The organism is Mycobacterium sp. PO1, assembly GCF_017312405.1.
In the GTDB taxonomy this organism is placed as follows: Bacteria; Actinomycetota; Actinomycetes; order Mycobacteriales; family Mycobacteriaceae; genus Mycobacterium.
Map to the genome: position 1 here is coordinate 358 of NZ_BLTG01000009.1, position 24,371 is coordinate 24,728.

The window sequence follows — 24,371 nt, forward strand, 5'->3', positions numbered from 1 at the left end:
CCCCCGCCGGCGGGGGTGCACCCCACCCGGCTGACCGGGGCGGACTCCGCCCTGCCCGACTCACGGTCGGCGTGATCTCGGCGGGTCGCGTCGGTACCGCTCTCGGGGTGGCGCTCGAACGTGCCGAGCATGTCGTCGTCGCGTGCAGCGCCGTGTCGAAGGAGTCACGCGGGCGCGTCGCACGCTGGCTGCCGGACACCGCTGTGCTGCCTGTCGACCAGGTCGCCGGTCGGGCTGAGCTGCTGGTGCTGGCTGTTCCCGACGCCGAGTTGCCCGCTTTGGTGGCCGGGCTGGCCGCCACCGGCGCAGTCCGTCCGAACACGATCGTGGCGCACACCTCCGGGGCCAACGGCATCGCGGTCCTGGCGCCGCTGTCCGAGCAGGGGTGCATCACGCTGGCCATCCACCCCGCGATGACGTTCGCCGGCACCGACGAAGACGTCGACCGGCTACGGGGGACCTGCTTCGGGGTCACCGCGGCCGACGAGATCGGCTATGCCATCGCCCAGTCGCTGGTGCTGGAGGTCGGTGGGGAGCCGTTCCGGGTCCGGGAGGACGCCCGCACCCTGTACCACGCCGCGCTGGCCCACTCGAGCAACCACGTGGTGACGGTGCTGCTGGACGCGGTGGAGGCGTTACGCGCCGCGCTGTCGGGGCAGGAGCTGCTCGGGCAGGACGCCGTCGGCGACGCTCCCGGCGGACTCACCGAGCGGATCATCGCCCCGCTGGCCCGCGCCTCTCTGGAGAACGCGCTGCAGCGGGGGCAGGCCGCGCTCACCGGGCCCGTCGCGCGGGGTGACGCCGGCGCGGTCGCCGGCCATCTGCGGGCGTTGGCCGAGGTGGATCCCGATCTGGCCGAGGCCTATCGCACGAACTCGTTGCGGACGGCTCAGCGCGCACACGCCCCGGAGGACGTCTTCGAGGCCCTGGCGGAAGCAGGACAGCGATGAACATCGGTAGGACCCCGAAATTCGCTGCGGGGGAGCTCAACGTCTACGCACGTCCCCGCGATGTCGCAGGCGTCACGAAGGCTCTGCGCGCCACCGGGCGCCGTATCGTGCTGGTGCCCACGATGGGTGCCCTGCACGACGGGCATCTGACGCTGATCCGCGCCGCCCGCCGGGTGCCGGGTGCCGTCGTCGTGGTGTCGATCTTCGTCAACCCGTTGCAGTTCGGGGCGGGCGAGGACCTCGATGCTTACCCGCGCACGCTCGACGACGACCTCGACGCGCTGCGGGCCGAGGGCGTGGAGATCGCGTTCACCCCGACTGCCGACGACATGTATCCGCACGGCACCCGCACCACCGTGGTGCCCGGACCGTTGGGTGCCGAGTTGGAGGGCGCTTCGCGGCCAACGCATTTCGCCGGGGTATTGACCGTCGTGCTGAAGCTGTTCAACACGGTGCGACCCGACCGCGCCTACTTCGGCGAGAAGGACTACCAGCAGCTGACGCTGATCAGGCAGATGGTCGCCGACCTCGACCTGGGTGTCGAGGTTCAGGGCGTGCCGATCGTGCGTGAGTCCGACGGGCTGGCGATGTCCTCGCGCAACCGCTACCTCGACCCGGTGCAGCGCGAGCAGGCGGGCGCGCTGTCGGCGGCTCTGCTGGCCGGCATGTATTCGGCGGCGCAGGGGGTCTCCGCTGCGCTCGACGCGGCGCGCGGGGTCCTCGACGAGGTGCCCGCGCTGGAGGTGGACTACCTCGAGCTCCGCGATCCGGCGCTGGGTGCCGCACCCGCCGAGGGGCCGGCGCGGCTGCTGGTGGCGGCCCGGCTCGGACACACCCGCCTGATCGACAACATCGCCGTCGATGTCGGGGCCAGCGCCGGCATCGACGGTCATCCGCGGACCGCATCCGGTGACAGTCACGAACTGCCTTGGAGGAATTGATGTTACGGACCATGCTGAAATCCAAGATCCACCGCGCCACGGTGACCCAGGCCGACTTGCACTACGTCGGCTCGGTCACCGTCGACGCCGATCTGATGGAGGCGGCGGATCTGCTCGAGGGGGAGCAGGTGACGATCGTCGACATCGACAACGGTGCCCGCCTGATCACCTACGTGATCACCGGCGAACGGGGCAGCGGAGTGATCGGCATCAACGGCGCTGCCGCCCATCTGGTGCATCCGGGAGACCTGGTGATCCTGATCGCGTACGGCACCATGGAGGACGCCGAGGCGCGCACGTACCAGCCGAAGGTGGTGTTCGTCGACGCGGACAACCGGCAGATCGACCTGGGCTCCGATCCGGCGCACGTCCCCGCGGACGCCTCCGAGCTGATTTCGCCGAGGTGACGTAGGTGCTCCTCATGATCGATGTCCGCAACACCCACACCGTGGTCGGGTTGATCTCCGGGTCGGGTGAGCACGCCAAAGTCGTGCAGCACTGGCGCATCCGCACCGAAGCGGAGGTGACCGCCGACGAGCTGGCGCTCACCCTCGACGGGCTCATCGGAGACGATGCCGAGCGGTTGACGGGTGCGGCCGGGCTGTCCACCGTCCCGTCGGTGCTGCACGAGGTGCGTGTGATGCTCGACCAGTACTGGCCGTCGGTCCCGCACGTGCTGATCGAACCCGGTGTGCGCACGGGGATTCCGCTACTGGTCGACAATCCCAAAGAGGTCGGTGCCGACCGCATCGTCAATTGCCTTGCGGCCTATCAGAAGTTCGGCACCGCCTCGATCGTGGTGGACTTCGGCTCGTCGATCTGCGTGGACGTGGTCTCGGCCAAGGGTGAGTTCCTCGGCGGTGCCATCGCTCCGGGTATCCAGGTGTCCTCCGATGCCGCAGCGGCGCGTTCGGCGGCCCTGCGCCGCGTCGAGCTCACCCGGCCCCGTTCGGTGATCGGCAAGAACACCGTCGAGTGCATGCAGGCCGGTGCCGTGTTCGGCTTCGCCGCCCTGGTGGACGGATTGGTGAATCGAGTGCGTGAGGATGTCGACGGCTTCGGCGGCGACGACGTCGCGGTGGTGGCCACCGGGCACGGCGCCCCGTTGGTGCTGGCCGATCTGAACACCGTGCAGCACTACGACCAGCACCTGACTCTGGACGGTCTTCGGCTGGTGTTCGAACGCAACCGCGACAGCCAGCGGGGCAAATTGCGGCAGGCACGCTGACCGCACGCCTTCAACGGCCTGTCAGAAAAACGTGTGGACCAGGTCGGTCACCCGGTCGTCGTCGTCGAGGACCGGGATCACCCGCCACTTGTCGAACACCGTGCACGGGTGCGAGATGCCGAAGCGCAGCCAGGCACCCACCTCAGGAGCATCCTCGGGCCGGACCGTGAGATAGGCGTGTTGGTCGTTGAGGCGGTCGACGGTGGCGCCGGCGAGGTCCAGCGGCACCGGGAGACCTGAATCGAACGCGACGTCGCGGCGTCCCATCGTCAGCACCGCCGACTCGGGCTCCGGTCGCGACATCACCTGCGCATGCATCTCCAGGGCCGGCCGCAGCCCGGCGCCGCCGTCTCGGGTCAGGGGTGACGTGCGCGCGTACAGGCCGTGGTCGTGGGTGAGATAACACCCGCTGCGCAGCACGGTGCGCAGTGCCGAGCCCGCCGGCCAGTCGGTCAGTGCGGCGGCGACGGCGTCGAAGTACGTACTCCCGCCGGCGCTGACCAGGGTGGTGTCGGTCTCGAAGAGCGGCGTCAGACGCAGCGCCGCCGCGCGCAGCGCCCCGAGATGGTCCTGCACCGCGGCCAGAGCCCGGTCCGTCAACTCGTGTCCGAGCGCCGCCTCGTACCCGGCGACACCCACCAGCCGGAGCCTGGGCGACGCGACGACCGCGCGGGCCACCTCGTCGACGCTGCGCGGGTCCCGGCAACCGGTGCGTCCCCCGGGCAGGCCCAGCTCGACGCAGACGTCCAGGGGGCGGGTCGCCCCGCGCAGCGCCGCGGTCATCAGCTCCACCCCGCGCACGGAGTCCACCCAGCAGGTGAACTCCAGGTGGGGGTCGGCATCCAGTTGGGCGGCGGTCCACCGCAGCGCGGCGGCGTCGACGAGCTCGTTGGCCAGTATCAACCGCTGCACGCCGAAGGCCCGGTAGACCGCGGCCTGACCGGCGGTGGCCACCGTCACCGCGTATGCCCCCGCGTCCAGTTGTCGCGCCGCCAGTTGGGGAGACATGTGGGTCTTGCCGTGGGGAGCCAGCTCGACACCGTGCTGGCGGCACCACGTCGCCATCGTGGACAGGTTGTGGGTCAACGCCGCGTCGCGCAGCACGCAGACGGGCCCGAACGGGTCCGCCTCGAACAACACCGGAGCCGACGTGATGACCTCCGCGCCGGTGCGGCCCCACCACGCCGGGGGGATTCCCTTGTGTGACCAGTCCAGTGTGCGCTCGGACACGCTGCGCACCGCAGCATGGTCGATCGGCGGGTGGGCGGGCACAGTCATCTGTTCATTTAAGCTGGCACGTCGTGACTGACGTTTCTCGCGACCCCGACGCCGACGCAATCCCCGAGCAGTTCCGGATTCGTCAGGACAAGCGCGAACGGCTGCTCGCCGAGGGGCACGATCCCTATCCCGCCGAGGTGGCCCGTACCCACACCCTGGCCGAGCTGCGCGCGGCCTATCCGGACCTGCCCACCGACTCCACTACGGGCGAACAGGTCGGCGTCGCCGGCCGGGTGATCTTCGCCCGCAACTCCGGGAAGCTGTGCTTCGCGACCTTGCAAGAGGGTGACGGAACGCAGCTGCAGGCCATGATCAGCCTCGACCAGGTCGGGCAGGAGGCGCTCGATGCCTGGAAGACCGAGGTCGACCTGGGTGACATCGTGTTCGTCCACGGCGAGGTGATCAGCTCCCGCCGCGGGGAACTGTCTGTGCTGGCCGATTCCTGGCAAATGGCATCCAAGGCCCTTCGGCCCCTACCGGTCGCGCACAAGGAGATGAGCGAGGAGGCCCGCGTCCGCCAGCGCTACGTCGACCTGATCGTGCGCCCGGAGGCCCGCACGATCGCCCGGCAGCGTGTTGCGGTGGTGCGGGCAGTGCGCTCGGCGCTGGAGCGCAGGGGTTTCCTGGAGGTGGAGACGCCGATGCTGCAGACGCTGGCCGGCGGCGCGGCCGCGCGGCCCTTCGTCACGCACTCCAATTCCCTCGACGCCGATCTGTACCTGCGCATCGCCCCGGAACTCTTTCTGAAGCGGTGTGTCGTCGGTGGGTTCGACCGGGTTTTCGAGTTGAACCGGGTGTTCCGCAATGAAGGTGCAGATTCGACACATTCACCGGAATTCGCGATGTTGGAGACATATCAGGCCTACGGCACCTACGACGATTCCGCCGTCATCACTCGTGAACTAATTCAAGAGGTCGCCGACGAGGCGATCGGAACCCGGCAGGTCTCTTTGCCCGACGGCAGCGTCTACGATCTCGACGGGGAATGGGATTGCATTCAAATGTATCCGTCTTTGTCCGAGGCGCTCGGCGAGGAGATCACGCCGGAGACATCCGCGGAGCGTCTATGGCAGATTGCTGTTGCGCTAGAAGTCGAGATTCCTCGCGATCGTGGCTTTGGTCACGGAAAATTGGTGGAGGAACTCTGGGAATTCAAGGTCGGTGAGACGTTGTGGGCGCCGACTTTTGTCCGGGACTTCCCGGTGGAAACCACGCCGTTGACAAGGGAGCATCGCAGCATCCCGGGCGTGACGGAGAAATGGGATCTCTACGTCCGTCACATCGAGCTCGCCACGGGCTATTCCGAGTTGATCGATCCGGTTGTCCAGCGGGAACGGTTCGAGGCGCAGGCCCGCGCCGCGGCAGCCGGCGACGACGAGGCAATGGCGTTGGACGAGGATTTCCTGGCTGCGCTCGAGTATGCGATGCCCCCGACAACCGGAACGGGAATGGGTATCGATCGGTTGTTGATGGCGCTGACAGGACTGTCGATTAGGGAGACCGTTTTGTTCCCGATTGTTCGCCGTCACGGCAACTGAACCGGCTCGATTCATGCGTTGTTGAATGAATTGTTCTTTTGTGGCACATTGGTGCCCGAGGGGCGGGTCTTATTCATAGCACGCAGAAGGAAGCACCAGTAATGGCCAAAAAAGTCACTGTCACGTTGGTCGATGATTTCGACGGCGAGGGTGCCGCAGACGAGACGGTGGAATTCGGACTCGACGGCGTCAGCTATGAGATCGACCTCTCCGCCAAGAACGCCGCGAAGCTGCGCAATGAGCTCAAGCCGTGGCTGGAGGCCGGCCGCCGCGTCGGCGGTCGCCGCCGCGGGCGTGCCGTCGGCACCGGCCGTGGCCGCGCCGCGATCGACCGCGAACAGAGTGCGGCGATTCGCGAGTGGGCCCGCCGCAACGGCCACAACGTCTCCACCCGTGGGCGGATCCCCGCCGACGTGATCGACGCTTTCCACGCGGCAACGTAGGCCAAGGTTGCCGGGCACTGCTGGGTGCCCACTCCGTTCGCTGCGGGCGAACCCGCCGTCGCCGGGCGTCGGAAACGAATCGCTGTCCTGCCGCGTTGGTCCTACCAGCGCCGGATAGTCAACAGATGCCGAGCCGGGTCGGGTCCAGTCAGGGGCCGACAGGCGGGGCAGTCCGCGTCGCCGCCCATTAGAGTGGACGGCAGGTGCACAGTGCTCCTCGAGTTCGCCGGATGAGCTCGGCGGGATTGCGGCGCACCTACCTATGCGATGGAGAGCAGGTAACCACGGATGTTCGAAAGATTCACCGACCGTGCGCGTCGGGTTGTCGTCCTGGCTCAGGAAGAAGCCCGGATGCTCAACCACAACTACATCGGCACCGAGCACATCCTGCTGGGACTCATCCACGAGGGTGAGGGCGTGGCCGCCAAGTCACTCGAATCGCTGGGCATCTCGCTGGAGGGTGTGCGCAGCCAGGTCGAGGAGATCATCGGTCAGGGCCAGCAGGCGCCGTCCGGTCACATTCCGTTCACCCCGCGCGCCAAGAAGGTGCTGGAGCTGAGCCTGCGCGAGGCGCTGCAGCTCGGCCATAACTACATCGGCACCGAGCACATCCTGCTGGGCCTGATCCGCGAGGGCGAAGGCGTGGCCGCGCAGGTGCTGGTCAAGCTCGGCGCCGAGCTGACCCGGGTCCGTCAGCAGGTCATCCAGCTGCTGTCCGGCTACCAGGGCAAGGAGACCGCCGAGGCCGGCACGGGCGGCCGTGGCGGCGAGACCGGCAACCCGTCCACCTCACTGGTGCTCGACCAGTTCGGCCGCAACCTGACCGCCGCCGCCATGGAGGGCAAGCTCGACCCGGTCATCGGCCGGGAGAAGGAAATCGAGCGGGTCATGCAGGTGCTGAGCCGGCGCACCAAGAACAACCCGGTGTTGATCGGCGAGCCCGGTGTCGGCAAGACCGCCGTCGTCGAGGGCCTGGCGCAGGCCATCGTGCACGGCGAGGTCCCGGAGACGCTGAAGGACAAGCAGCTCTACACCCTCGACCTGGGTTCGCTGGTGGCTGGCAGCCGCTACCGCGGTGACTTCGAGGAACGCCTGAAGAAGGTGCTCAAGGAGATCAACACCCGCGGCGACATCATCTTGTTCATCGACGAGCTGCACACGCTGGTCGGTGCGGGCGCCGCCGAAGGTGCCATCGACGCGGCGAGCATCCTCAAGCCCAAGCTGGCCCGCGGCGAGCTGCAGACGATCGGTGCCACCACGCTCGACGAGTACCGCAAGTACATCGAGAAGGATGCCGCCCTGGAGCGCCGCTTCCAGCCGGTGCAGGTCGGCGAGCCGACGGTTGAGCACACCATCGAGATCCTCAAGGGGCTGCGCGACCGCTACGAGGCGCACCACCGCGTCTCGATCACCGACGGTGCCATGGTGGCGGCCGCGACGTTGGCCGACCGCTACATCAACGACCGCTTCCTGCCGGACAAGGCGATCGACCTGATCGACGAGGCCGGCGCGCGGATGCGCATCCGCCGGATGACGGCGCCGCCAGACCTGCGCGAGTTCGACGAGAAGATCGCCGACGCGCGCCGGGAGAAGGAGTCCGCGATCGACGCGCAGGACTTCGAGAAGGCGGCGAGCCTGCGCGACCGCGAGAAGCAGTTGGTCGCGCAGCGTGCCGAGCGGGAGAAGCAGTGGCGCTCCGGTGATCTCGACGTCGTCGCCGAGGTCGACGACGAGCAGATCGCTGAGGTGCTGGGCAACTGGACCGGTATCCCGGTGTTCAAGCTCACCGAGGAGGAGACCACCCGTCTGCTCCGCATGGAGGACGAGCTGCACAAGCGGATCATCGGCCAGGAGGACGCCGTCCGGGCGGTTTCGAAGGCCATCCGGCGCACCCGCGCCGGCCTGAAGGATCCGAAGCGTCCCTCGGGCTCGTTCATCTTCGCCGGTCCGTCCGGTGTCGGTAAGACCGAGCTGTCCAAGGCGCTGGCGAACTTCCTGTTCGGCGACGACGACGCGCTCATCCAGATCGACATGGGCGAGTTCCACGATCGCTTCACCGCGTCGCGGCTGTTCGGTGCGCCTCCCGGGTACGTCGGCTACGAAGAGGGCGGGCAGCTCACCGAGAAGGTGCGCCGCAAGCCGTTCTCCGTGGTGCTCTTCGACGAGATCGAGAAGGCCCACCAGGAGATCTACAACAGCCTCCTGCAGGTGCTCGAGGACGGTCGCCTGACCGACGGTCAGGGCCGCACGGTGGACTTCAAGAACACCGTGTTGATCTTCACCTCGAACCTGGGCACGTCCGACATCTCCAAGGCGGTCGGGCTGGGCTTCTCGCAGGGTGGCGGTGAGAACAACTACGAGCGGATGAAGCAGAAGGTCAACGACGAGCTCAAGAAGCACTTCCGTCCGGAGTTCCTCAACCGTATCGACGACATCATCGTCTTCCACCAGCTGACTCAGGACGAGATCATCAAGATGGTCGACCTGATGATCGGCCGGGTCGCCAACCAGCTCAAGGGCAAGGACATGGCGATCGAGCTGACCGACAAGGCCAAGGCCTTGCTGGCCAAGCGGGGCTTCGACCCGGTGCTGGGTGCACGTCCGCTGCGGCGCACCATCCAGCGTGAGATCGAGGACCAGTTGTCGGAGAAGATCCTGTTCGAGGAGGTCGGTCCGGGTCAGCTCGTCACGGTCGATGTCGAAGGCTGGGACGGCGAAGGTGCCGGCGAGGACGCCAAGTTCACGTTCGCCGGTAGCCGCAAGCCGGTCGGTGACTCCGAGCCGGACCTGGCTCAGGCCGGGGCGGCGGGCGCGCCGAGCGCAGCCGAGTAATTCGCACTGACCAGGGAGGCGGTCACCCCTGGCGGGGTGACCGCCTTCGTGCTTGCCGGGGTCGCCGTTCCTCGGATCTGTTCAGATGTCGCTGGGCCGCAGCACGGTTCGGTTCAGGCGCCGTGACACCGCGGCACCCCACGGCGTGGCCAGCCGAGCGTCGGCGAGTAGAGCGTCGTCGCACAGCAGCTCGTGGGTCGGGCCGCGGCGCACGGTGTGCTCGCTGAGGATGAGGGTGTCCTGCGACCATGTCCAGGCGACGTCGACGTCATGGGTGGCCAGCACCACGGCGGTCCCCGCGCGTGACAGTGCGGTGAGCGTGTCCAGCAGGTCGTGCACCGCTTTCGGGTCCAGGCCGGCGGTGGCCTCGTCCAGGAGCAGGACGCGGGGCCGCATGGCGACCGCGCCGGCGATGGCCACGCGCTTGCGCTGCCCGAAGGACAGGTGGTTGGGGGTCCGGTCGGCGAGATCGCCGATGTCCAGCGCATCCATCGCCTCGTCGACGCGGGCCATCACCTCAGCGCGCGCCAGGCCAAGGTTCACCGGGCCGAATGACACGTCGGCACGCACGGTGGCGGCCACGATCTGATCGTCCGGCTCCTGCAGCACCATCTGGACCCGGGTGCGCAGCCGGGTGCGGTCGGCCCGCGAGGTGCGCAGCGGGGCACCTTCGAGCCGCACCGTCCCGCCCGACGGCGTCGTGAGTCCCACGAGGATCCGGAGCAGCGTGGTCTTGCCCGAGCCGTTGGCGCCCAGCAGCGCGACCCGCTGACCGGGCTGCAGCGACAGGCTCACGCCGTCGAGGACCCTCGGGCCGCGGGGGTAGGCGAACGCGACGTCCCGCAATCCGAGAACCTCGTCACCCGCCATTCCATGCCCTCCAGGTCAGTGTCGAGGTGCCTGCGATCACGATCAGCACGGTGATGCTGGCCGCGATCCGTGCCGGGCGGACCGGCCGGTCCGCGGTGAGCACCGCGGTCATCCCCGGTTCGGCACGCAGTGACATCGCCTCGGACATAGCCCGGCCTCGTTCGGTCGCCCGGACGAAGATGAGGGCCGACTGGGCGCCGATCACCGTGATGGCATCCCGCGGTCTCTGTAGTCCCAGTCGCAGCGCCACCGATTCCCGGGCCGCACGCGCCGAGCTGATCAGGATACCGACGAGCCGGTACGTCAGATCGGCGACGTGGCACAGCGGGGCCGGCACGCCGGCTCTGCGCGCCAGGTCGAGCAGATCGGCCATCAGGGTGGTCACCGCCAGCCCGATGGTCGCCGACGAGGCCGCGATCGCGCGCAGTGACGTGTCGACCGCGAGGTCGAGTCCTCCGGGCTCGAGATGCGGCCCCCCGCGCAGGCCCACCGCGATCGGCACCGACCCGAGCGCGATGAACACGGCCGGGCCGATCAGCGCGAGGACGAACAGGCGGGGACGAACCCGGGCGAGCACCAGCGTTGCCACGGCGACCGCCAGAAGTACCAGCGGGGCGGCCGTGCGCGGTGGCAGCACCATCGCGCAAACCAGCAACCCGCCGTACAGCACGAGCTTCTCCGCGGCCGGGTGGCTCGACCACCGGTTATGGGCCGCACTGAGGTCCAGGGGATTCATCGCGGCGACTCAGGCGCCGCCGGGCGCTCCTCGGTCAGCCGGGGGCAGCGCCTCCGTGCGCCCCCGGTGCCGGCCCGCGTACCACCCGACCGCACCTCCGAGAACGATGCCTCCGAGCCCGGCCTGCAGCGCGAACAACCCCGACTCGACCTCGCCGGGAAGCTCACCGACCAGGGCGTCGTACCACGGCTCGTAGCTCTCGTCGATACCGGCGATGACCTCTTCGGCCTGGCCGTCGGCGCCGCCGAACTCGGCTTCGGCGTCCTGCGAGTAGCCGTAGAGCAGGGAGCCGACGGCGATTGCGGCCGCGACGGCGAGTAGCACGATGGCCAGCACCCAGACCGAGCGGGAACTGGATTTGACGGTGGGTGAGCTCATCGCTGGACCTCCTCGCGCTCGCTGCTGCGGGGCTCCTCGCCGGCACCGGCCGGGACTTCCTTGTTCTTGAGGAACCCGAGGTTGAGCAGCTCGGACGAGGCGACCTGCATGAGCACGCGGACCACGACGACGGTGATGAGACCCTCGACGATCGCCAGCGGGACCTGGGTGATCGCGAAGACTCCCATGAACTCCACGAAGCTCTCCCCGAAGCCGCCCTCGGCGGACGGGAATGCCAGCGCCAGCTGGAAACTGGTGACGATGTAGGTGAAGAGGTCCGCGACGAAGGCCAGTGCGAATACCGCCGGCAGCAGTCCGACCCCGGCCTTGCGCAGTGCGAAGAACACCGCGAAGCCCGCCCAGGGGCCGGCGATCGCCATGGAGAACGCGTTGGCGCCCAGGGTGGTGATGCCACCGTGCGCGAGCAGCAGAGCCTGGAACAACAGCACGATGGTGCCCAGGAACGCCATCACCGGCGGCCGGAATATGGCAGTGCCGAGCCCGGTACCGGTGGGGTGTGAACTCGAACCCGTCACCGACGGGAGCTTGATGGCCGACATGACGAACGAGAACGCCCCGACCGCGGCCAGCAGCGGACCCGCCGACGGTTGTCGCTTGACGGTGGCGACGACCTGCATGGCGCCGTGGACGACGAAGGGAGCCGCCGCGATGGTCCAGGCCACCGCGTGGGCCGGGGGGAGAAACCCCTCTGCGATATGCATTTTTGTGGGATGTGCCTTTCCGCCCAGCACCTCGTGGGCATCGATATCGGTGCTGTGGTCGGTCTCCTGGCTCACGGGTCCGTCGGATCTCCCGGGGGAGAGCCGAAACGCCGGAGTCCGCCTTCCCACCCGCGCGACGCGCGAGCAGTGGCATGCATGACGCCGACTTCCCGTTCACAGTGGCGAGGGCCGCCCCGGTCTTGCACCGGGTTCCCGTACACCGCAGCAGACGGAGCATAACCTCCACGCGGTCGGCGTGGTCGCTCCGGCGGGTTAGGTTTCGATCAGGCCGAACATCTGCTCGGCGATCGACAGCAGCCACGCGGCCGCGGTCTGGCTGCGGTATTCGGGCCAGTTCGACTGCAGGCTGACCACCCAGCCCTGACCGGTGTGATCGACGGCGTACCAGCTGAACGTCAGGTCACCGGGTAGGTTGCCGGCCTTCGCGCCGATGTAGGGCCATTTCGTGCGATCGAGGTCGATGCCTGGCACGAACGACAGGATGTCCTTGACGGGGGCCGCAGCTCCCACAGCGGCGCTCTGCAGCGCGGCGTGCAACCGGCAGATGTCGGCGGCGCTGGCGTACCACTCGGCGCCGATGGCCGAGGCGGGGGTGTGGGTGCGTTCGGGGTCGGGCTGGTACGGGCGCGTGTTGGTCTGCTGCAGCAGCTGCGCGCGTCCCTGCGGTGACGCCTTCTTCCACTCGTCGCGCAGGTCGGGCTCGCCCCAGCCGACCGAGAACATCTCGTGCATGGTCGGGAACGGCGTCATGCTGGTGGGGTCGTGGTGCCCGGCGGCGACCAGTGCGCGCTCGATGGCGCCCGGCCCGAGCCGGCCGATCAACAGATCGGTGGCCATGTTGTCGCTCGCCGAGATCATCTGCTGCGCCGCCTCGCGCACGCTCACTTCAGTTCCCGGCGGCGCCTTGTCGAAGCCCGAGGAGCCGACCGCCTTCGCTTCTTTGGTGATGGTCAGCTGATCCGACCAGGCCAGCGTGCCGGCTTTCACCGCGTCGGCGACCGCGAGCAGCACGTACAGCTTGAAGATCGATGCCAGCGGCAGCGACATGTCGGTGTTGGTGCCCGCCACCTTGGCGCAGCGCCCGTCGTCGACCCGGGCGACCTGATACGAGTACCGCGCTCCAGAGCTGCTCAGCTCGGCGTCGACGTCGGCCCAGTCGTCGATCTGCGGCCGGACCAGGGTGACGTTGAAGCGGTCGACCATCCCGGCGTCATCGGTGCGCAGGGTGATCGTCTGACCGACCCCGTAGGACGTGACGACGTCGAGGGTCGCGTTGCCGGCGCCGATGTCGACGTCGGTGACGGTGAACGGTCGGTCCCACCACATCCTGTCGAGCGTGACGCCGACGTGTTCGACGATGTCCGGAGCGGCCAGCGTGCGGATGCCGACCTCGCCGATCGGCCAGTCGCTGTTGAGCATGTCCATGGTCTGCTTGGCACGCAGACCCTGCGGAGTGTTGATCTGGATGGGTGCGCCGTAGCTGCCGTCGGCAGGAGCCGGTCGGGGGCCGGCGCACGCGCAGGCCAGGGCGGCGACGAGGGCGAGCGCGACCGTCAGCCTCGCCCGGCGCCGGACCCCGGCCGCGTCACGCCGAGGTGTCAGTCCCTGCAACGTCGAGCACAACCTCGAACTCCAGCAGCGATGCACCTTTGGCGACGGGATTGGCCCGCTCGCCGGCGTGCGCTTCGATGGCCGGCCCGGTCGCCCAGGCCTGGAAAGCTTCCTCGGACTCCCACTGGGTGACGACGAAGTAGCGGTCTTCGCCCTTGATGGGGCGCAGCAGCTGGAAACCCAGGAAGCCGGGCTGATTGTCGACGGCGTGGGCGCGGTGGGCGAACCGCTTCTCCAGCTCCGGGCCGGCGTCGGGCGGGACCTCGATTGCGTTGATCTTCACCACGGGGGTCTGGCTTGCCATGGCCATCAGGCTACCGCGTGGGGTCGGCATGATGAGCCCATGGATTCCCCACCGGATGCCTCTGCGGGCACGCTGCTGACGTCACGGGCCGGGCAGGGCCGGCCGCTGGTCCTGGTGCACGGACTGATGGGGCGGGGCAGCACCTGGTCGCGTCAGGTTCCGTGGCTGGCCCGCCACGGCGAGGTGTTCACCTACGACGCGCTCTGGCACCGCGGCCGCGGCATCGACGACCCGCACCCCATCTCGACGGAGCGTTTCGTCGCCGATCTGTCGGACGCCGTCGACGCGCTGGGACGTCCGGCGATCCTGATCGGGCATTCGATGGGTGCGCTGCATTCATGGTGTCTGGCAGCGCAGCGCCCGGAGTTGGTGGATGCCGTGGTGGTCGAGGACATGGCGCCCGACTTCCGGGGCCGCACCACCGGGCCGTGGGAACCGTGGCTGCACGCGCTGCCCGTGGAGTTCACCGCCGCTGAGCAGGTGTTCCACGAGTTCGGGCCGGTGGCCGGGCAGTACTTCCTGGAAGCGTTCGACCGCACCCCGACCGGCTGGCGGCTGCACGGGGAGACGCGGCGCTGGATCGAGATCGCCGCCGAGTGGGGAACGCGGGACTACTGGGATCAGTGGCGTGCGGTGGCGGTGCCGACGCTGCTGCTGGAGGCCGGCAACTCCGTCGCCCCGGCCGGGCAGATGCGCAGGATGGCCGATACGGGGCCTCGGACCACGTATGTGCACCTGCCCGGCGCGGGTCATCTCGTCCACGACGAGGCGCCGGGGAAATATCGGGATGCGGTCGAGACGTTTCTAACGTCGTTCACCCAGGACGCGTGAGCTCGGCCAGTGCGGGTGCTGCTCGAAGCGGGTGCGGATGGCGTCGGCGTCGTGCCGGATTCGGTAGGTGTCCGGATCGTCGTCGCCGAACAATCGGCCGCCCATCGGTGCCGCCATCCGGAACTGGTCGAGGTGCAGCCGGCGTGAGCCCGACCGGCGCGCCACCCGGACGAGCAGCGCGGCCGCGGTGAACGCGACGGTGAGGATCAGGAAGGTCACAGCGGTGTTCATGGCAGTAATCCTGCGCTTGTATAAAATGGCGCCACCAGCGGCAGAACAGACACCCTTCGCTAAGATGCTGCCATGGCGATAAGGAGCGTGTCGGCCCTCGTGCTGGAGGGGCTGGCGGTCTTCGAGTTCGGCGTCATCTGCGAGGTGTTCGGCATCGATCGCTCGGCCGACGGCGTCCCCAATTTCGACTTCAAGGTGTGCGGACCCGAACCGGGCAAGCCGCTGCGGACCTCGGTCGGCGCGTCCCTCATTCCCGACCACGGTCTCGACGACCTGGTCGGCGCCGATCTCGTCGCCATCCCGGCGATCGGATCGGCCGAATACCTGCCCGAGGCGTTGGACGCCGTGCGGCGGGCGGCCGCCTCCGGGTCGACGATCCTGACGGTGTGTTCGGGTGCGTTCGTCGCCGGCGCGGCCGGGCTGCTCGACGGACGTCCGTGCACCACCCACTGGATGCACGCCGACCAGCTCCAGGCCATGTATCCGACCGCCAAGGTGGACCGCAACGTGCTCTTCGTCGACGACGGTGACCTGATCACCAGCGCCGGCACCGCCGCCGGCATCGACGCCTGCCTGCATCTGGTGCGCCGCGAGATGGGCAGTGAGATCACCAACACGATCGCGCGGCGCATGGTGGTGCCACCGCAGCGCGACGGCGGCCAGCGGCAGTACATCGACCAGCCCATTCCGGTCCGCTGCTCCGAACGGTTCGCGCCCCACCTGGACTGGATCTTGGCGAACCTGGACAAGCCGCACACCGTGACGTCGCTGGCCCGCCGGGCTCACATGTCGGGGCGGACGTTCGCGCGTCGGTTCGTCGAAGAGACCGGCCGCACCCCGATGCAGTGGGTGACCGATCAGCGGGTGCTGTTCGCCCGGCGGTTACTCGAAGAGACGACGCTGGACATCGACCGGATCGCCGACCAGTCCGGATTCGGCAACGCGACACTGCTGCGCCATCATTTCCGCCGGGTGATCGGCGTGACGCCGTCGGACTACCGCCGCCGATTCGCGTGTGGCGCCGGCCGCGGTGTCGAAGACATCGGTGTCGAAGAAAGCGCCGTCACTGCCTGATAGCCGGCTCGCCGGCGTGCCTGATTGCCGGCTCGCCGGCGTGCCTGACGGCCGGCTCCCCGGGCGTGCCTGATGGACCGCCCGCCCGGCCCGGTCACCGGCCGCCACCGATTGCACAGTGGCGGCCGGGAGACTCGATGGATCACAACGGGATGAAGCCGTTCACCCCGCCGCCGGGAGTGAGAACCGAATACCCCTGCGGCAGAACATTGTTCAGGTAAGGCGCGAGCGGCGCCAACGACGTCGTGGTGAACGCGCCGATCGTCGCATAGATCATTCCGTTGGGCGCGATATTGAGAATCCCCTCGGTCCCTTCGGTGGTGTCGGCGAGCACGCGCTGCGCGATTCCGGTGACGGGATCGAAGGCCACCAGGGACGCCTTCACCGGGACGAAGACCGTCTGGTTCTGGCCGATGGGCGCCAGCGAAACGTTGTAGCCCACGATGACGTCCTGGACGACGAAGCCCTTGACGACCGTGGGGTTTCCGGCACCGATGGCCACCGGCGCCCCCCACATGGGGCTCACCGGCAGGGTGGCCAGGAGCGTCCCGACGTCGGCGTTCCAGCGCAGGTTGCCGTCGCCGTCGAACGAGGTCATGACGTTGTTGCGGGTCAGGACGTAGACGTTGCCGCGGGCATCGGCCGCGACCGAGGCCGCCTCGGCGTTGGACTGCGTCTTCCAGACGACTTCACCGTTGCTTGTCTTGAACGCGTACAGGAAGCCGTCGTTGTCGCTGGCGTAGATCAGCCTGCCGTCGTTGGAGATGGTCGGGCTCGACCCGCTGCCCGGCCCCATCTGAGTCGCCCATGCCAACATGATCTTGCCCTCGCCGTACGGAGTGGGCGGAACATACTCGAACGCGTAGAGCGCGCCCAGGCCCTCGACTGCGTCGGTGGCTGCGACGATCACCCGGCCGTTGCGTGCCTGCACCGCAGGGGTATTCGCACTGCGGACAATTCCGCCGTAAGCGACCTGCCAGATCGGGTCGATGATCGCCGGATCCATGAAGCCGCCCGCCCACAGCGTCGGCGGCGGGTTGGTCGAGGTGCGCTCGGCCAGGGGGCCGGGGATCTGGTAGATCGGGGCGGTGTAGGCGCCGGTCTCACCGTCGACGACGACCACCTGTCCGAACAGCGTCACTCCCAGGATCGAACCATCGTTGGTCAGCGTGGCCGTGATGAACGAGTTGATGTTTCGTGAGCCCGGTGTGAAGGGATTCTCTGCGGGCGGCGACGGCAACACGGTCACCCAACGCACGTCTCCGTCCTGGGTATAGGACCACAGTTGGTCGCCGTCGCTGACGAAGATGTTGCCGTTGCGATCGATGATCGGACTCGACAACACCGCGGCAGAGTCGACGCTCTCCATGCCGCTCCATGCCGCCGACTCCCAGACGATATTGCCCTCGGGGTCGATGACGTGAAGGTTCGCCGCGCCCGCCGCCAGGCCGGTGGTCACGACGATGTTGCCGTTGGGCAGGATCGTCGGTGCTGCGAGGATGCCGGCACCCAGCAGCGCCTCCCATCGGCTGTAGTCCTCGGCCGGAGTCACGCCGAGTTGTTCCTTGCGGTTGGCTGGATCACCGTGCAGAGTCACCCAGCCCGTGTCGGCATAAGGCAGCGCCGGCAGTAAGCCGATGTCGGTCAGGACGCCGCGCGTCACCGACGAGACCGCGAAGACGGTTGACCGGATCGGGTCGAAGAGGGTCTGCAGCGGAGTTTCGACGATCATTCGCAGCACGTTTTTGACCGCTGAATAGGTATGGGGCGCAAGGCTGAACAGAAAGTCGTCGATCGCGGTGAGCACGGGGAAGTTCCACGCGGGTGCGACATCGGTCTCGACGGTCGATGACAATGCGGGCTCCCCCGCGGAAACGTCCGTTGCGTCAGCAGGTTCTGAAACTGACTCCTGCTGTCCGAGTTCGCGCCGGGAGTAGGCGGCCATCGCCCAGGAGGCCGGAGACTGTAGCGGCGGGGTCGACGGTGCGTCCGTGGGCGACCCCGGGGTCACCTCGACCTCCACCTCGACCGCCGGGTCGGCCCCGGGCGCTGCCGAACCGTCCTCGACGTTCTCCTCGGCCGGGGAGGCATCATCTGCGACCGGAAGGTCGATCGTCTCCTCGCCGACCGCGTCGTCGACGTCCTCCTCGATGACCTCGTCGACAGTTTCGGCTTCGTCCTGCGCGGCTTCGCTCTCGAGTTCGGCTTCGAGTTCGGCGTCGGCTTCGAGTTCGGCGTCTGCCTCGGCCTCGTCTGCCTCGGTGTCTGCGTCCGAGTCGCCCGCCTGGGTGCTGTCCTGGGAGGAGTCGCCGTCACTGTCGGCTGAGGAGTTATCCGACGGGTCGGTGGATGTAGACGAGTCTGCTGAACTCGAGGCGCTCGGGGCAGAGGTCTCGGAGTCGGCATACGCGACACCCGGCACGGCCAGGGCGGCGCCGACGCCGAGGAACAAGGCGAGTGCGCCGATCCGGCCGACGAACGCCGACGGTCGGGCGCGGCCTGCCGATCCGGGTTCGCCTTCGCGGTCGGCTGTGACCAGTCTTGCTGCCATCGATGCTCCTCATCTGCACTTACGCACTGTCATTACAGTCTGTAAAGACAAGCGGAATGTAGCAAGGGTCACACTTCTGCACAAGAGAAATCGACATCACATTGACGTTCGCGTAAGGCGGCGGCCGCCGCCCGCGGTCAACTGCCGTCAGGCCGCGAGGTCAACCCGTAAAGCAGCACGTCGCAGAGCTTCTCGGCATACGTGTCGAGGTCGTCGACATCTCGAATGCACAGCGCATGGATCGCTGCGCCGGCAATGATGTCCAGCACGACATCGGCGTCGACGTCGCGAAAGATCTCAGGATTGCGGGACAAGAGTTCTGACAACCCGGCCGCGACAGTGGAGGAGTGCCGTTCCTGCAGCTTGCCGCGCAGTTCCTCGTCGGTCCGCATGTCGGACATCAAGCCGGGCAGTGCCTCCCGCGCCGGCGCGAGCGCCATGTGCCCGAGCACGCCCCGTAAGGCGCCGGCGATGACCTTGATCGGATTGCGGGATGTCGTCTGCACCTGCTCGGCGTCGTCTGGGTATACGGCGTCGTAGACAAGGTGCGCCTTGGACGGCCACCGACGATAGATCGTCGGACGGGCGACCCCTGCGGCCTCGGCAATGCCGTCGATCGACGTGCCTCGATAGCCGCGCTCGCTGAGCAGCCGTCGAGTCGCCTCGAACACCGCCGTGTCGATCTTCGGATCGCGATAGGGCCCCAGTCGGTGTTTGGCGTCAGAGCGCGCCATCAAACCTCCCCGGGTATCGATTGCACTACCAGTGTGTCACGGCAAGGGGTCGCCCTCGCCACACAGCGCGAAGCGCCCGTCGGCAGTCTGCTCGACCAGTCCGTCTACCAGCAGCGAGTCCAGCGCACGGTCCCGCTGGGCCGGGTCGGTGGTCCAGGCGACGTCCAGATCCGCGCGACTGACCGGGGAGCTGCTGGCGCGCAGAACGTCGAGCAACCGGCCCCGGACCTGACGGTCGGTACCGGCGTACTTCTGCACGCGGCGCGGCGCCGCGGTGCCCGCCGGGAAGCCCAGCGCACGCCACGCGCAGTGACTCAACGGACACACGCCGCAGCGCGGTGCCCTGGCGGTGCACACCGTGGCACCCAACTCCATGACGGCGACCGAGAAGACCGGCGCGCGTTCATCATCGGGCAGCAGTGCGCCGACATCCTCGAGGTCGCGCCGCGACGGTGAGCCGGCATCGGGCAGGCCGTGCACGGCCCGGGCCACGACCCGGCGCACGTTGGTGTCGACGACGGGCACCCGCTGGCGGTAGGCGAAACAGGCCACCGCCCGCGCCGTGTACGTCCCGATCCCCGGCAGCGTCAGCAACGTCTCGACGTCGTCGGGAACCACGTCGTCATAGCGGGTGGCGATCACTTCGGCGCACTCGTGCAGACGTTTGGCCCGGCGCGGATAGCCGAGCTTGCCCCACGCCCGCACCACCGCGGCGGCCCCGGCGTCCGCAGTCGCCGAGGGGGTCGGCCAGCGGGCCACCCAGTCGCGCCAGATGGGGTCCACCCGCGCCACCGGGGTCTGCTGCAACATGAACTCGCTGACCAGGATCTGCCAGGCCGAAACGCCCGGTCGACGCCACGGCAGATCCCGCTGGGCGACGGAATACCACCCGAGCAACTCCTCCGGATCGATCATCGATACCCGCTGAGGCAGAATGTCGGCCATGCCCAACACGAATCCGTTGACCGCCTGGAAAGCACTCAAGGAGGGTAACGAGCGCTTCGTCGCAGGCAAGCCGATGCACCCCAGCCAGAGCATCGAGCATCGGGCCAGCTTGGCAGCGGCCCAGAAGCCGACCGCCGTCGTGTTCGGCTGCGCCGACAGCCGGGTGGCCGCCGAGATCATCTTCGACCAGGGACTGGGCGACATGTTCGTGGTCCGCACCGCCGGTCACGTGATCGACAGCGCCGTCCTCGGCTCGATCGAGTACGCCGTCCTGGTCCTGAACGTGCCGCTGATCGTGGTACTCGGCCACGACAGCTGCGGCGCCGTGGGAGCCACGCTGGCCGCACTGGACGAAGGGGCGGTTCCGCCGGGATATGTCCGTGACGTCGTCGAACGGGTGACGCCGTCCATCCTGCTCGGCCGTCGCGACGGTCTGGAGCGCGTCGACGAGTTCGAGGCCCGCCACGTCACCGAGACCGGCAAGCAACTGCTGAGCCGCTCGACCGCGATCGCCGAGGCGGTGCGGGAAGGACGGTTGGCCATCGCCGGTCTGACCTATCAGCTGGCCGACGGCAAGGTCGTGCTGCGCGACCATATAGGCGATATCGGCGAGAGCTGAGCTAGGTCCTCTGCTCTTCGCGCGAGCGCTCATCGCCGACACGCCGGGCAACGTCGAACAAAGGCACGTGACGTGCCCTTACCGTGATCTCGTGCTGGATCTAGAACCGCATGGCCCGCTGCCGCAGCAGATCTATTGGCGACGCCGCATGCTGGCGCTCGGTGTCGCGGTGGTGGTCATCGGCATCATCGCCGTGATCGTCATGGTCGTCGTGATGAACAGCACCAGCTCCGAGCAGCCCGCCGCCAACGAAACGGCGGACCAGAACGCCCAGGCCGCCCCGCCGACGCCGCTGCCCGGTGAGAACCCTGAGGTCAAGACCCCGATCCAGCCGCCGGCGCAGCAGGCGCCACCGCCGACCGCCACGCCGACGGCCGCGGTCGTCCCGCCCCCGATCCTGCAGGAGGGCGACGACTGCCCCGACTCCACGCTCGCGGTGAAGGGCATCACCAACGAACCGCAGTACGTCGTCGGTGACCAACCCAAGTTCACGATGGTCGTCACCAACATCGGCCTGGTCGCCTGCCAGCGTGACGTCGGCGCCGCGGTGCTGGCCGCCTACGTGTACACCCTGGAGAACCAGCGGTTGTGGTCCAACCTCGACTGCGCGCCGTCGAACGAGACGCTGATCAAGACGTTCCAGCCGGGCGAGCAGGTGACCACCGAGGTGACCTGGACCGGGATGGGTTCGGCGCCCAACTGCCCGTTGCCCCGTCAGCCGATCGGCCCGGGGATGTACAACCTGGTGGTGCAGCTGGGCAATCTGCGCTCGGCGCCCGTGCCGTTCATCCTCGCCGATCCGGCTGCCGCGCCGCCGCCTGCCGACGCGAACGGTGCACCGCACCTGCCGCAGCCCGGCCCGGTCGGCTGAGCGTCGCCGAGCCGGCCACGCTGACCAGCCGTCAGGCCAGCCGGTCCGCGATGGTCGACTCGGCCAGCTGCGACAGTCCTTCGCGGATGTGGCGGGCCCACATCGACCCGATGCCCTCGACCGACTGAAGGTCGCTGGCGGTGGCGGCCAGCAGGCCCTGCAGCGAACCGAACGAGCGGACCAGCAGATCGACGTGGGCGAACTGCAGACGCGAGATTCCCGACATGGCGCGGTAACCACGTGAACTCATCGCCGAATCCTGCGCTTCGGCCGTCGATGGGTATCCGAAAACCCTTGCCAGGGTGGTGAAGTCGAGCAACTCGTTGTCCGACAGCGAGTCGAGCTCTTCGAGGGTGGCGCTGACCTGGGCGGCCGAGGGCGGCTCAGGATTGGCGTGATAGTCGCGCACGATCAGCTCGCGATCGGTCTCGTTGTCGCCGACCAGCTCGTCGAGCTGCAGTTTGAGCTGGCGCCCGTCGGTGCCGAGTTCGACGACGTGGGCATCGATCTCCAGGCTGATCCGGCGCACCATCTCCAGTCGCTGCACCACGGTCATCACGTCGCGCAGCGTCACGAAGTCCTCGATCTCGGCGGTCGAGAGTTGCCTGCTGACTTCGTCGAGCCGGGTCTTGTACCGCTCGAGGGTGGCGATGGTCTGGTTGGCCCGGGACAGGATGGTGGCCGACTCGGGCACCACATGCCGGCCGCCGGCGACGTAGACGGTGACGATGCTCATCGAGTGGCTCACCGAGATCACCGGATACCCGGTCTGGATGGCGGTGCGCTCGGCGGAGCGGTGCCGGGTGCCGGATTCCTCGGTCGGGATGGACGGATCCGGCACGAGTTGGACGTTGGCCCGCAGGATTCTGCTGCCATCGCTGGACAGCACGACAGCGCCGTCCATCTTCGACAGCTCCCGCAACCGGGTGGGGGCGTAGCGCACGTCCAGCTGGAATCCGCCGTCGCAGATGGCTTCGACGCTGTCGTCGTAGCCGATCACGATCAGGGCCCCGGTCTGCCCCCGTAGGATGCGTTCCAGGCCGTCGCGCAGCGGCGTACCGGGCGCCAGCCGTGCGATGGTCTCCCGCAGCGTCGGTCTGGCCAGCGGCACGACCGTGCGGCCCGTCCGTCCCGACCCCGAAGTCGCGGGCTTCACGGCCATCTCATCTCCACGGGTCAAAGCGCTAGGTGGGGCCATTCTGGCTGATCCGTGTCAAGACCTGCAACGCCGAGACGATGTCGTCGGCGGGCAGGGTGCGCAATCCGGCCGGCGCCGAGGCCGTCCCGGCCGGCACGACCGCGCACGTGAAGCCCAACCGCGCAGCCTCGGCCAGCCGCCGGTCCATGCCGGTGACCCGCCGCAGATCCCCGGCCAGTCCCACCTCTCCGATGGCCACCGCGGTGGCGGGCATCGGCAGGTCCACCGCCGCCGAGGCGATCGCCAGCGCCACCGCCAGATCCGAGGACGAGTCCGTCAACCGCATGCCGCCCACCGTCGACAGGTAGATGTCGTTGGCGCCCACAGGCAGCCGGGCACGCTTCTCGAGCACGGCGGTGATCATCGCGGCGCGGGCGGAGTCGATGCCGCTGACGGCGCGGCGCGGACTGCCGCTGGCCGGGGCGCCGATCAGTGCCTGCACCTCGCCGATCATCGGACGCTTGCCGTCGAGGGTCACGGTGACGGCCGTACCGGGAACCGCCTTGGGGCGCTGGTCCAGGAACAACCCGGACGGGTCGGCGACACACTCGATCCCGTTGTCGTGCATGAGGAAACAGCCGACTTCGTCGGCGGCGCCGAACCGGTTCTTGATGCCGCGCACCATCCGCAGCGCGGACGCCCGGTCACCCTCGAAGTGCAAGACGACATCGACGAGGTGCTCCAGCGAGCGCGGTCCTGCGATCGCGCCGTCCTTGGTGACGTGGCCGACCAGCAGCATCGCGACCCCGGTGGTTTTCGCCGTCATGGTCAGGGCCGTCGTCACAGCGCGGACCTGGGTGACCCCACCGGTGACGCCGTCGGCTTCGGTACTCGACAAGGTCTGCACCGAATCCACCACGACCAGGCTGGGCCGCACGGCGTCGATGTGTCCCAGCGCCGTCGCCAGATCGGATTCCGCCGCGAGGTAGACCGCGTCGTGCGTGCAGCCGGTGCGTTCGGCGCGTAGGCGGATCTGACCGGCCGACTCCTCCCCGGACAGGTACAGCGCCCGTCGCCCGGACTCCGCCCAGCGGTGGGCCACCTCGAGCAGCAGCGTGGATTTCCCGACCCCGGGATCACCGGCCAGCAGCGTCACCGATCCCGGGACCAACCCGCCACCGAGCACCCGGTCCAACTCGGTGACGCCGGTGTGGAAGTGCCGGGTGGTGCCCGGGTCGATGGAGCTGATCGGCACCGCGGGCGTGGCGGGCGCTACCGCCAGCCGCGATCCGGACGCCCCGACCGCGGCCAGGGTGACCTCCTCGACGGTGCCCCAGGTACCGCACTCGGGGCAGCGGCCCACCCACTTGGGCGTGACGTGGTGACATTCCGAGCAGCGGTGTTGCGCGCGCGTCTTCGATGTTGCCCTGGCCACGCCGTGACCGTAACGGTGGTGACCGACAGAACCTGCCCCATCGGCGCCGTGTCGCGACCCGGTGTCACACCGTGGGGTCGCCGCCGTCGA

24 protein-coding genes and 1 riboswitch are annotated in these 24,371 nt (G+C 68.5%); of the genes, 11 read left to right on the forward strand and 13 right to left on the reverse strand.

Features of this window, described 5'->3' with window-relative positions; translation table 11 throughout:
- Positions 1 to 71: 71 nt before the first annotated feature.
- From J3476_RS03125 to J3476_RS03140, 4 genes are read left to right on the forward strand one after another with little or no spacing between them, the layout of a single operon-like run.
- Positions 72 to 950, forward strand: coding sequence for a Rossmann-like and DUF2520 domain-containing protein (locus J3476_RS03125; RefSeq protein WP_207065226.1), 879 nt, complete (start codon positions 72 to 74; stop codon positions 948 to 950).
- Positions 947 to 1,891, forward strand: a complete 945-nt coding sequence (gene panC, locus J3476_RS03130) for a pantoate--beta-alanine ligase (protein WP_207065093.1) — start codon at positions 947 to 949, stop codon at positions 1,889 to 1,891. Before J3476_RS03125 ends, panC begins: the two co-directional genes overlap by 4 nt.
- The gene (panD, locus tag J3476_RS03135; RefSeq protein ID WP_207065094.1) at positions 1,891 to 2,298 is read left to right on the forward strand and encodes an aspartate 1-decarboxylase; all 408 of its coding nucleotides are present in this window, start codon (positions 1,891 to 1,893) and stop codon (positions 2,296 to 2,298) included. The genes panC and panD overlap by 1 nt, the downstream gene beginning before the upstream one ends.
- 5 nt (positions 2,299 to 2,303) lie before the next feature.
- A complete protein-coding gene (locus tag J3476_RS03140; protein WP_207065095.1) occupies positions 2,304 to 3,119 on the forward strand; it encodes a type III pantothenate kinase in 816 nt (271 codons plus the stop codon).
- Positions 3,120 to 3,140: 21 nt separating this feature from the next.
- On the opposite strand, the gene J3476_RS03145 is transcribed toward J3476_RS03140, so the two are convergent.
- Positions 3,141 to 4,397, reverse strand: coding sequence for an alanine racemase (locus J3476_RS03145; RefSeq protein ID WP_207065096.1), 1,257 nt, complete (start codon positions 4,395 to 4,397; stop codon positions 3,141 to 3,143).
- Positions 4,398 to 4,420: 23 nt separating this feature from the next.
- Here J3476_RS03145 and lysS point away from each other — a divergent pair, with 23 nt between their 5' ends.
- The 3 genes from lysS (at position 4,421) to clpC1 (ending at position 9,210) form a co-directional block, all read left to right on the forward strand.
- Positions 4,421 to 5,935 carry a lysine--tRNA ligase gene (gene lysS, locus J3476_RS03150; protein ID WP_207065227.1) on the forward strand — a complete coding sequence of 505 codons (1,515 nt, stop codon included), beginning with the start codon at positions 4,421 to 4,423 and terminating at the stop codon, positions 5,933 to 5,935.
- Positions 5,936 to 6,036: 101 nt separating this feature from the next.
- Positions 6,037 to 6,378, forward strand: a complete 342-nt coding sequence (gene lsr2 / locus J3476_RS03155) for a histone-like nucleoid-structuring protein Lsr2 (RefSeq protein ID WP_207065097.1) — start codon at positions 6,037 to 6,039, stop codon at positions 6,376 to 6,378.
- Between the two features lie 288 nt (positions 6,379 to 6,666).
- Positions 6,667 to 9,210: an ATP-dependent Clp protease ATP-binding subunit gene (gene clpC1 / locus J3476_RS03160; protein WP_207065098.1), complete on the forward strand. Its 2,544-nt coding sequence runs from the start codon at positions 6,667 to 6,669 to the stop codon at positions 9,208 to 9,210.
- A gap of 81 nt (positions 9,211 to 9,291) precedes the next feature.
- Here the strand turns inward: clpC1 and J3476_RS03165 are convergent, their stop codons facing one another.
- The 6 genes from J3476_RS03165 to mhuD form a co-directional block, all read right to left on the reverse strand.
- Positions 9,292 to 10,080: an energy-coupling factor ABC transporter ATP-binding protein gene (locus J3476_RS03165; RefSeq protein WP_207065099.1), complete on the reverse strand. Its 789-nt coding sequence runs from the start codon at positions 10,078 to 10,080 to the stop codon at positions 9,292 to 9,294.
- A complete protein-coding gene (locus J3476_RS03170) occupies positions 10,070 to 10,816 on the reverse strand; it encodes an energy-coupling factor transporter transmembrane protein EcfT (RefSeq protein WP_207065100.1) in 747 nt (248 codons plus the stop codon). Before J3476_RS03170 ends, J3476_RS03165 begins: the two co-directional genes overlap by 11 nt.
- Before the next feature lie 9 nt (positions 10,817 to 10,825).
- Positions 10,826 to 11,194 (reverse strand): energy-coupling factor ABC transporter substrate-binding protein, encoded by a 369-nt coding sequence (locus J3476_RS03175; protein WP_207065101.1) that lies wholly within the window; start codon positions 11,192 to 11,194, stop codon positions 10,826 to 10,828.
- A complete protein-coding gene (locus J3476_RS03180) occupies positions 11,191 to 11,916 on the reverse strand; it encodes an energy-coupling factor ABC transporter permease (protein WP_207065228.1) in 726 nt (241 codons plus the stop codon). Before J3476_RS03180 ends, J3476_RS03175 begins: the two co-directional genes overlap by 4 nt.
- Before the next feature lie 38 nt (positions 11,917 to 11,954).
- A riboswitch (cobalamin riboswitch) is annotated at positions 11,955 to 12,156 on the reverse strand.
- Between the two features lie 33 nt (positions 12,157 to 12,189).
- Positions 12,190 to 13,548: a serine hydrolase gene (locus J3476_RS03185; RefSeq protein ID WP_207065102.1), complete on the reverse strand. Its 1,359-nt coding sequence runs from the start codon at positions 13,546 to 13,548 to the stop codon at positions 12,190 to 12,192.
- Positions 13,523 to 13,852 carry a mycobilin-forming heme oxygenase MhuD gene (mhuD, locus tag J3476_RS03190; protein WP_152518934.1) on the reverse strand — a complete coding sequence of 110 codons (330 nt, stop codon included), beginning with the start codon at positions 13,850 to 13,852 and terminating at the stop codon, positions 13,523 to 13,525. The genes J3476_RS03185 and mhuD overlap by 26 nt, the downstream gene beginning before the upstream one ends.
- 39 nt (positions 13,853 to 13,891) lie before the next feature.
- Between mhuD and J3476_RS03195 the strand changes: the two genes are divergently transcribed.
- Positions 13,892 to 14,683, forward strand: a complete 792-nt coding sequence (locus tag J3476_RS03195; protein WP_207065103.1) for an alpha/beta fold hydrolase — start codon at positions 13,892 to 13,894, stop codon at positions 14,681 to 14,683.
- Here J3476_RS03195 and J3476_RS03200 read toward each other — a convergent pair.
- Positions 14,657 to 14,914, reverse strand: a complete 258-nt coding sequence (locus tag J3476_RS03200; RefSeq protein WP_207065104.1) for a hypothetical protein — start codon at positions 14,912 to 14,914, stop codon at positions 14,657 to 14,659. The two genes, J3476_RS03195 and J3476_RS03200, sit on opposite strands and share 27 nt — an antisense overlap.
- 72 nt (positions 14,915 to 14,986) lie before the next feature.
- Between J3476_RS03200 and J3476_RS03205 the strand changes: the two genes are divergently transcribed.
- The gene (locus J3476_RS03205; protein WP_207065105.1) at positions 14,987 to 15,988 is read left to right on the forward strand and encodes a helix-turn-helix domain-containing protein; all 1,002 of its coding nucleotides are present in this window, start codon (positions 14,987 to 14,989) and stop codon (positions 15,986 to 15,988) included.
- A 142-nt stretch (positions 15,989 to 16,130) separates the two neighbouring features.
- On the opposite strand, the gene J3476_RS03210 is transcribed toward J3476_RS03205, so the two are convergent.
- The 3 genes from J3476_RS03210 to J3476_RS03220 form a co-directional block, all read right to left on the reverse strand.
- On the reverse strand, positions 16,131 to 18,539 hold the full coding sequence (locus J3476_RS03210) for a PQQ-binding-like beta-propeller repeat protein (RefSeq protein ID WP_207065106.1): 2,409 nt from the start codon (positions 18,537 to 18,539) through the stop codon (positions 16,131 to 16,133).
- 137 nt (positions 18,540 to 18,676) lie between these two features.
- A complete protein-coding gene (locus J3476_RS03215) occupies positions 18,677 to 19,273 on the reverse strand; it encodes a TetR/AcrR family transcriptional regulator (protein WP_207065107.1) in 597 nt (198 codons plus the stop codon).
- Positions 19,274 to 19,309: 36 nt separating this feature from the next.
- Positions 19,310 to 20,188 carry an A/G-specific adenine glycosylase gene (locus J3476_RS03220; RefSeq protein ID WP_207065229.1) on the reverse strand — a complete coding sequence of 293 codons (879 nt, stop codon included), beginning with the start codon at positions 20,186 to 20,188 and terminating at the stop codon, positions 19,310 to 19,312.
- A gap of 28 nt (positions 20,189 to 20,216) precedes the next feature.
- Between J3476_RS03220 and J3476_RS03225 the strand changes: the two genes are divergently transcribed.
- Together J3476_RS03225 and J3476_RS03230 are read left to right on the forward strand one after the other, a co-directional pair.
- Complete coding sequence (locus J3476_RS03225; protein ID WP_163679548.1) at positions 20,217 to 20,837, forward strand: carbonic anhydrase; 621 nt, start codon at positions 20,217 to 20,219, stop codon at positions 20,835 to 20,837.
- Between the two features lie 91 nt (positions 20,838 to 20,928).
- Entirely contained in the window at positions 20,929 to 21,708 is a 780-nt protein-coding gene (locus J3476_RS03230; RefSeq protein WP_207065108.1) for a hypothetical protein, read from the forward strand.
- Between the two features lie 31 nt (positions 21,709 to 21,739).
- Here the strand turns inward: J3476_RS03230 and disA are convergent, their stop codons facing one another.
- Positions 21,740 to 22,870 carry a DNA integrity scanning diadenylate cyclase DisA gene (gene disA / locus J3476_RS03235; protein WP_207065109.1) on the reverse strand — a complete coding sequence of 377 codons (1,131 nt, stop codon included), beginning with the start codon at positions 22,868 to 22,870 and terminating at the stop codon, positions 21,740 to 21,742.
- 22 nt (positions 22,871 to 22,892) lie between these two features.
- Positions 22,893 to 24,281, reverse strand: a complete 1,389-nt coding sequence (gene radA, locus J3476_RS03240) for a DNA repair protein RadA (RefSeq protein WP_207065110.1) — start codon at positions 24,279 to 24,281, stop codon at positions 22,893 to 22,895.
- Between the last annotated feature and the right edge of the window lie 90 nt (positions 24,282 to 24,371).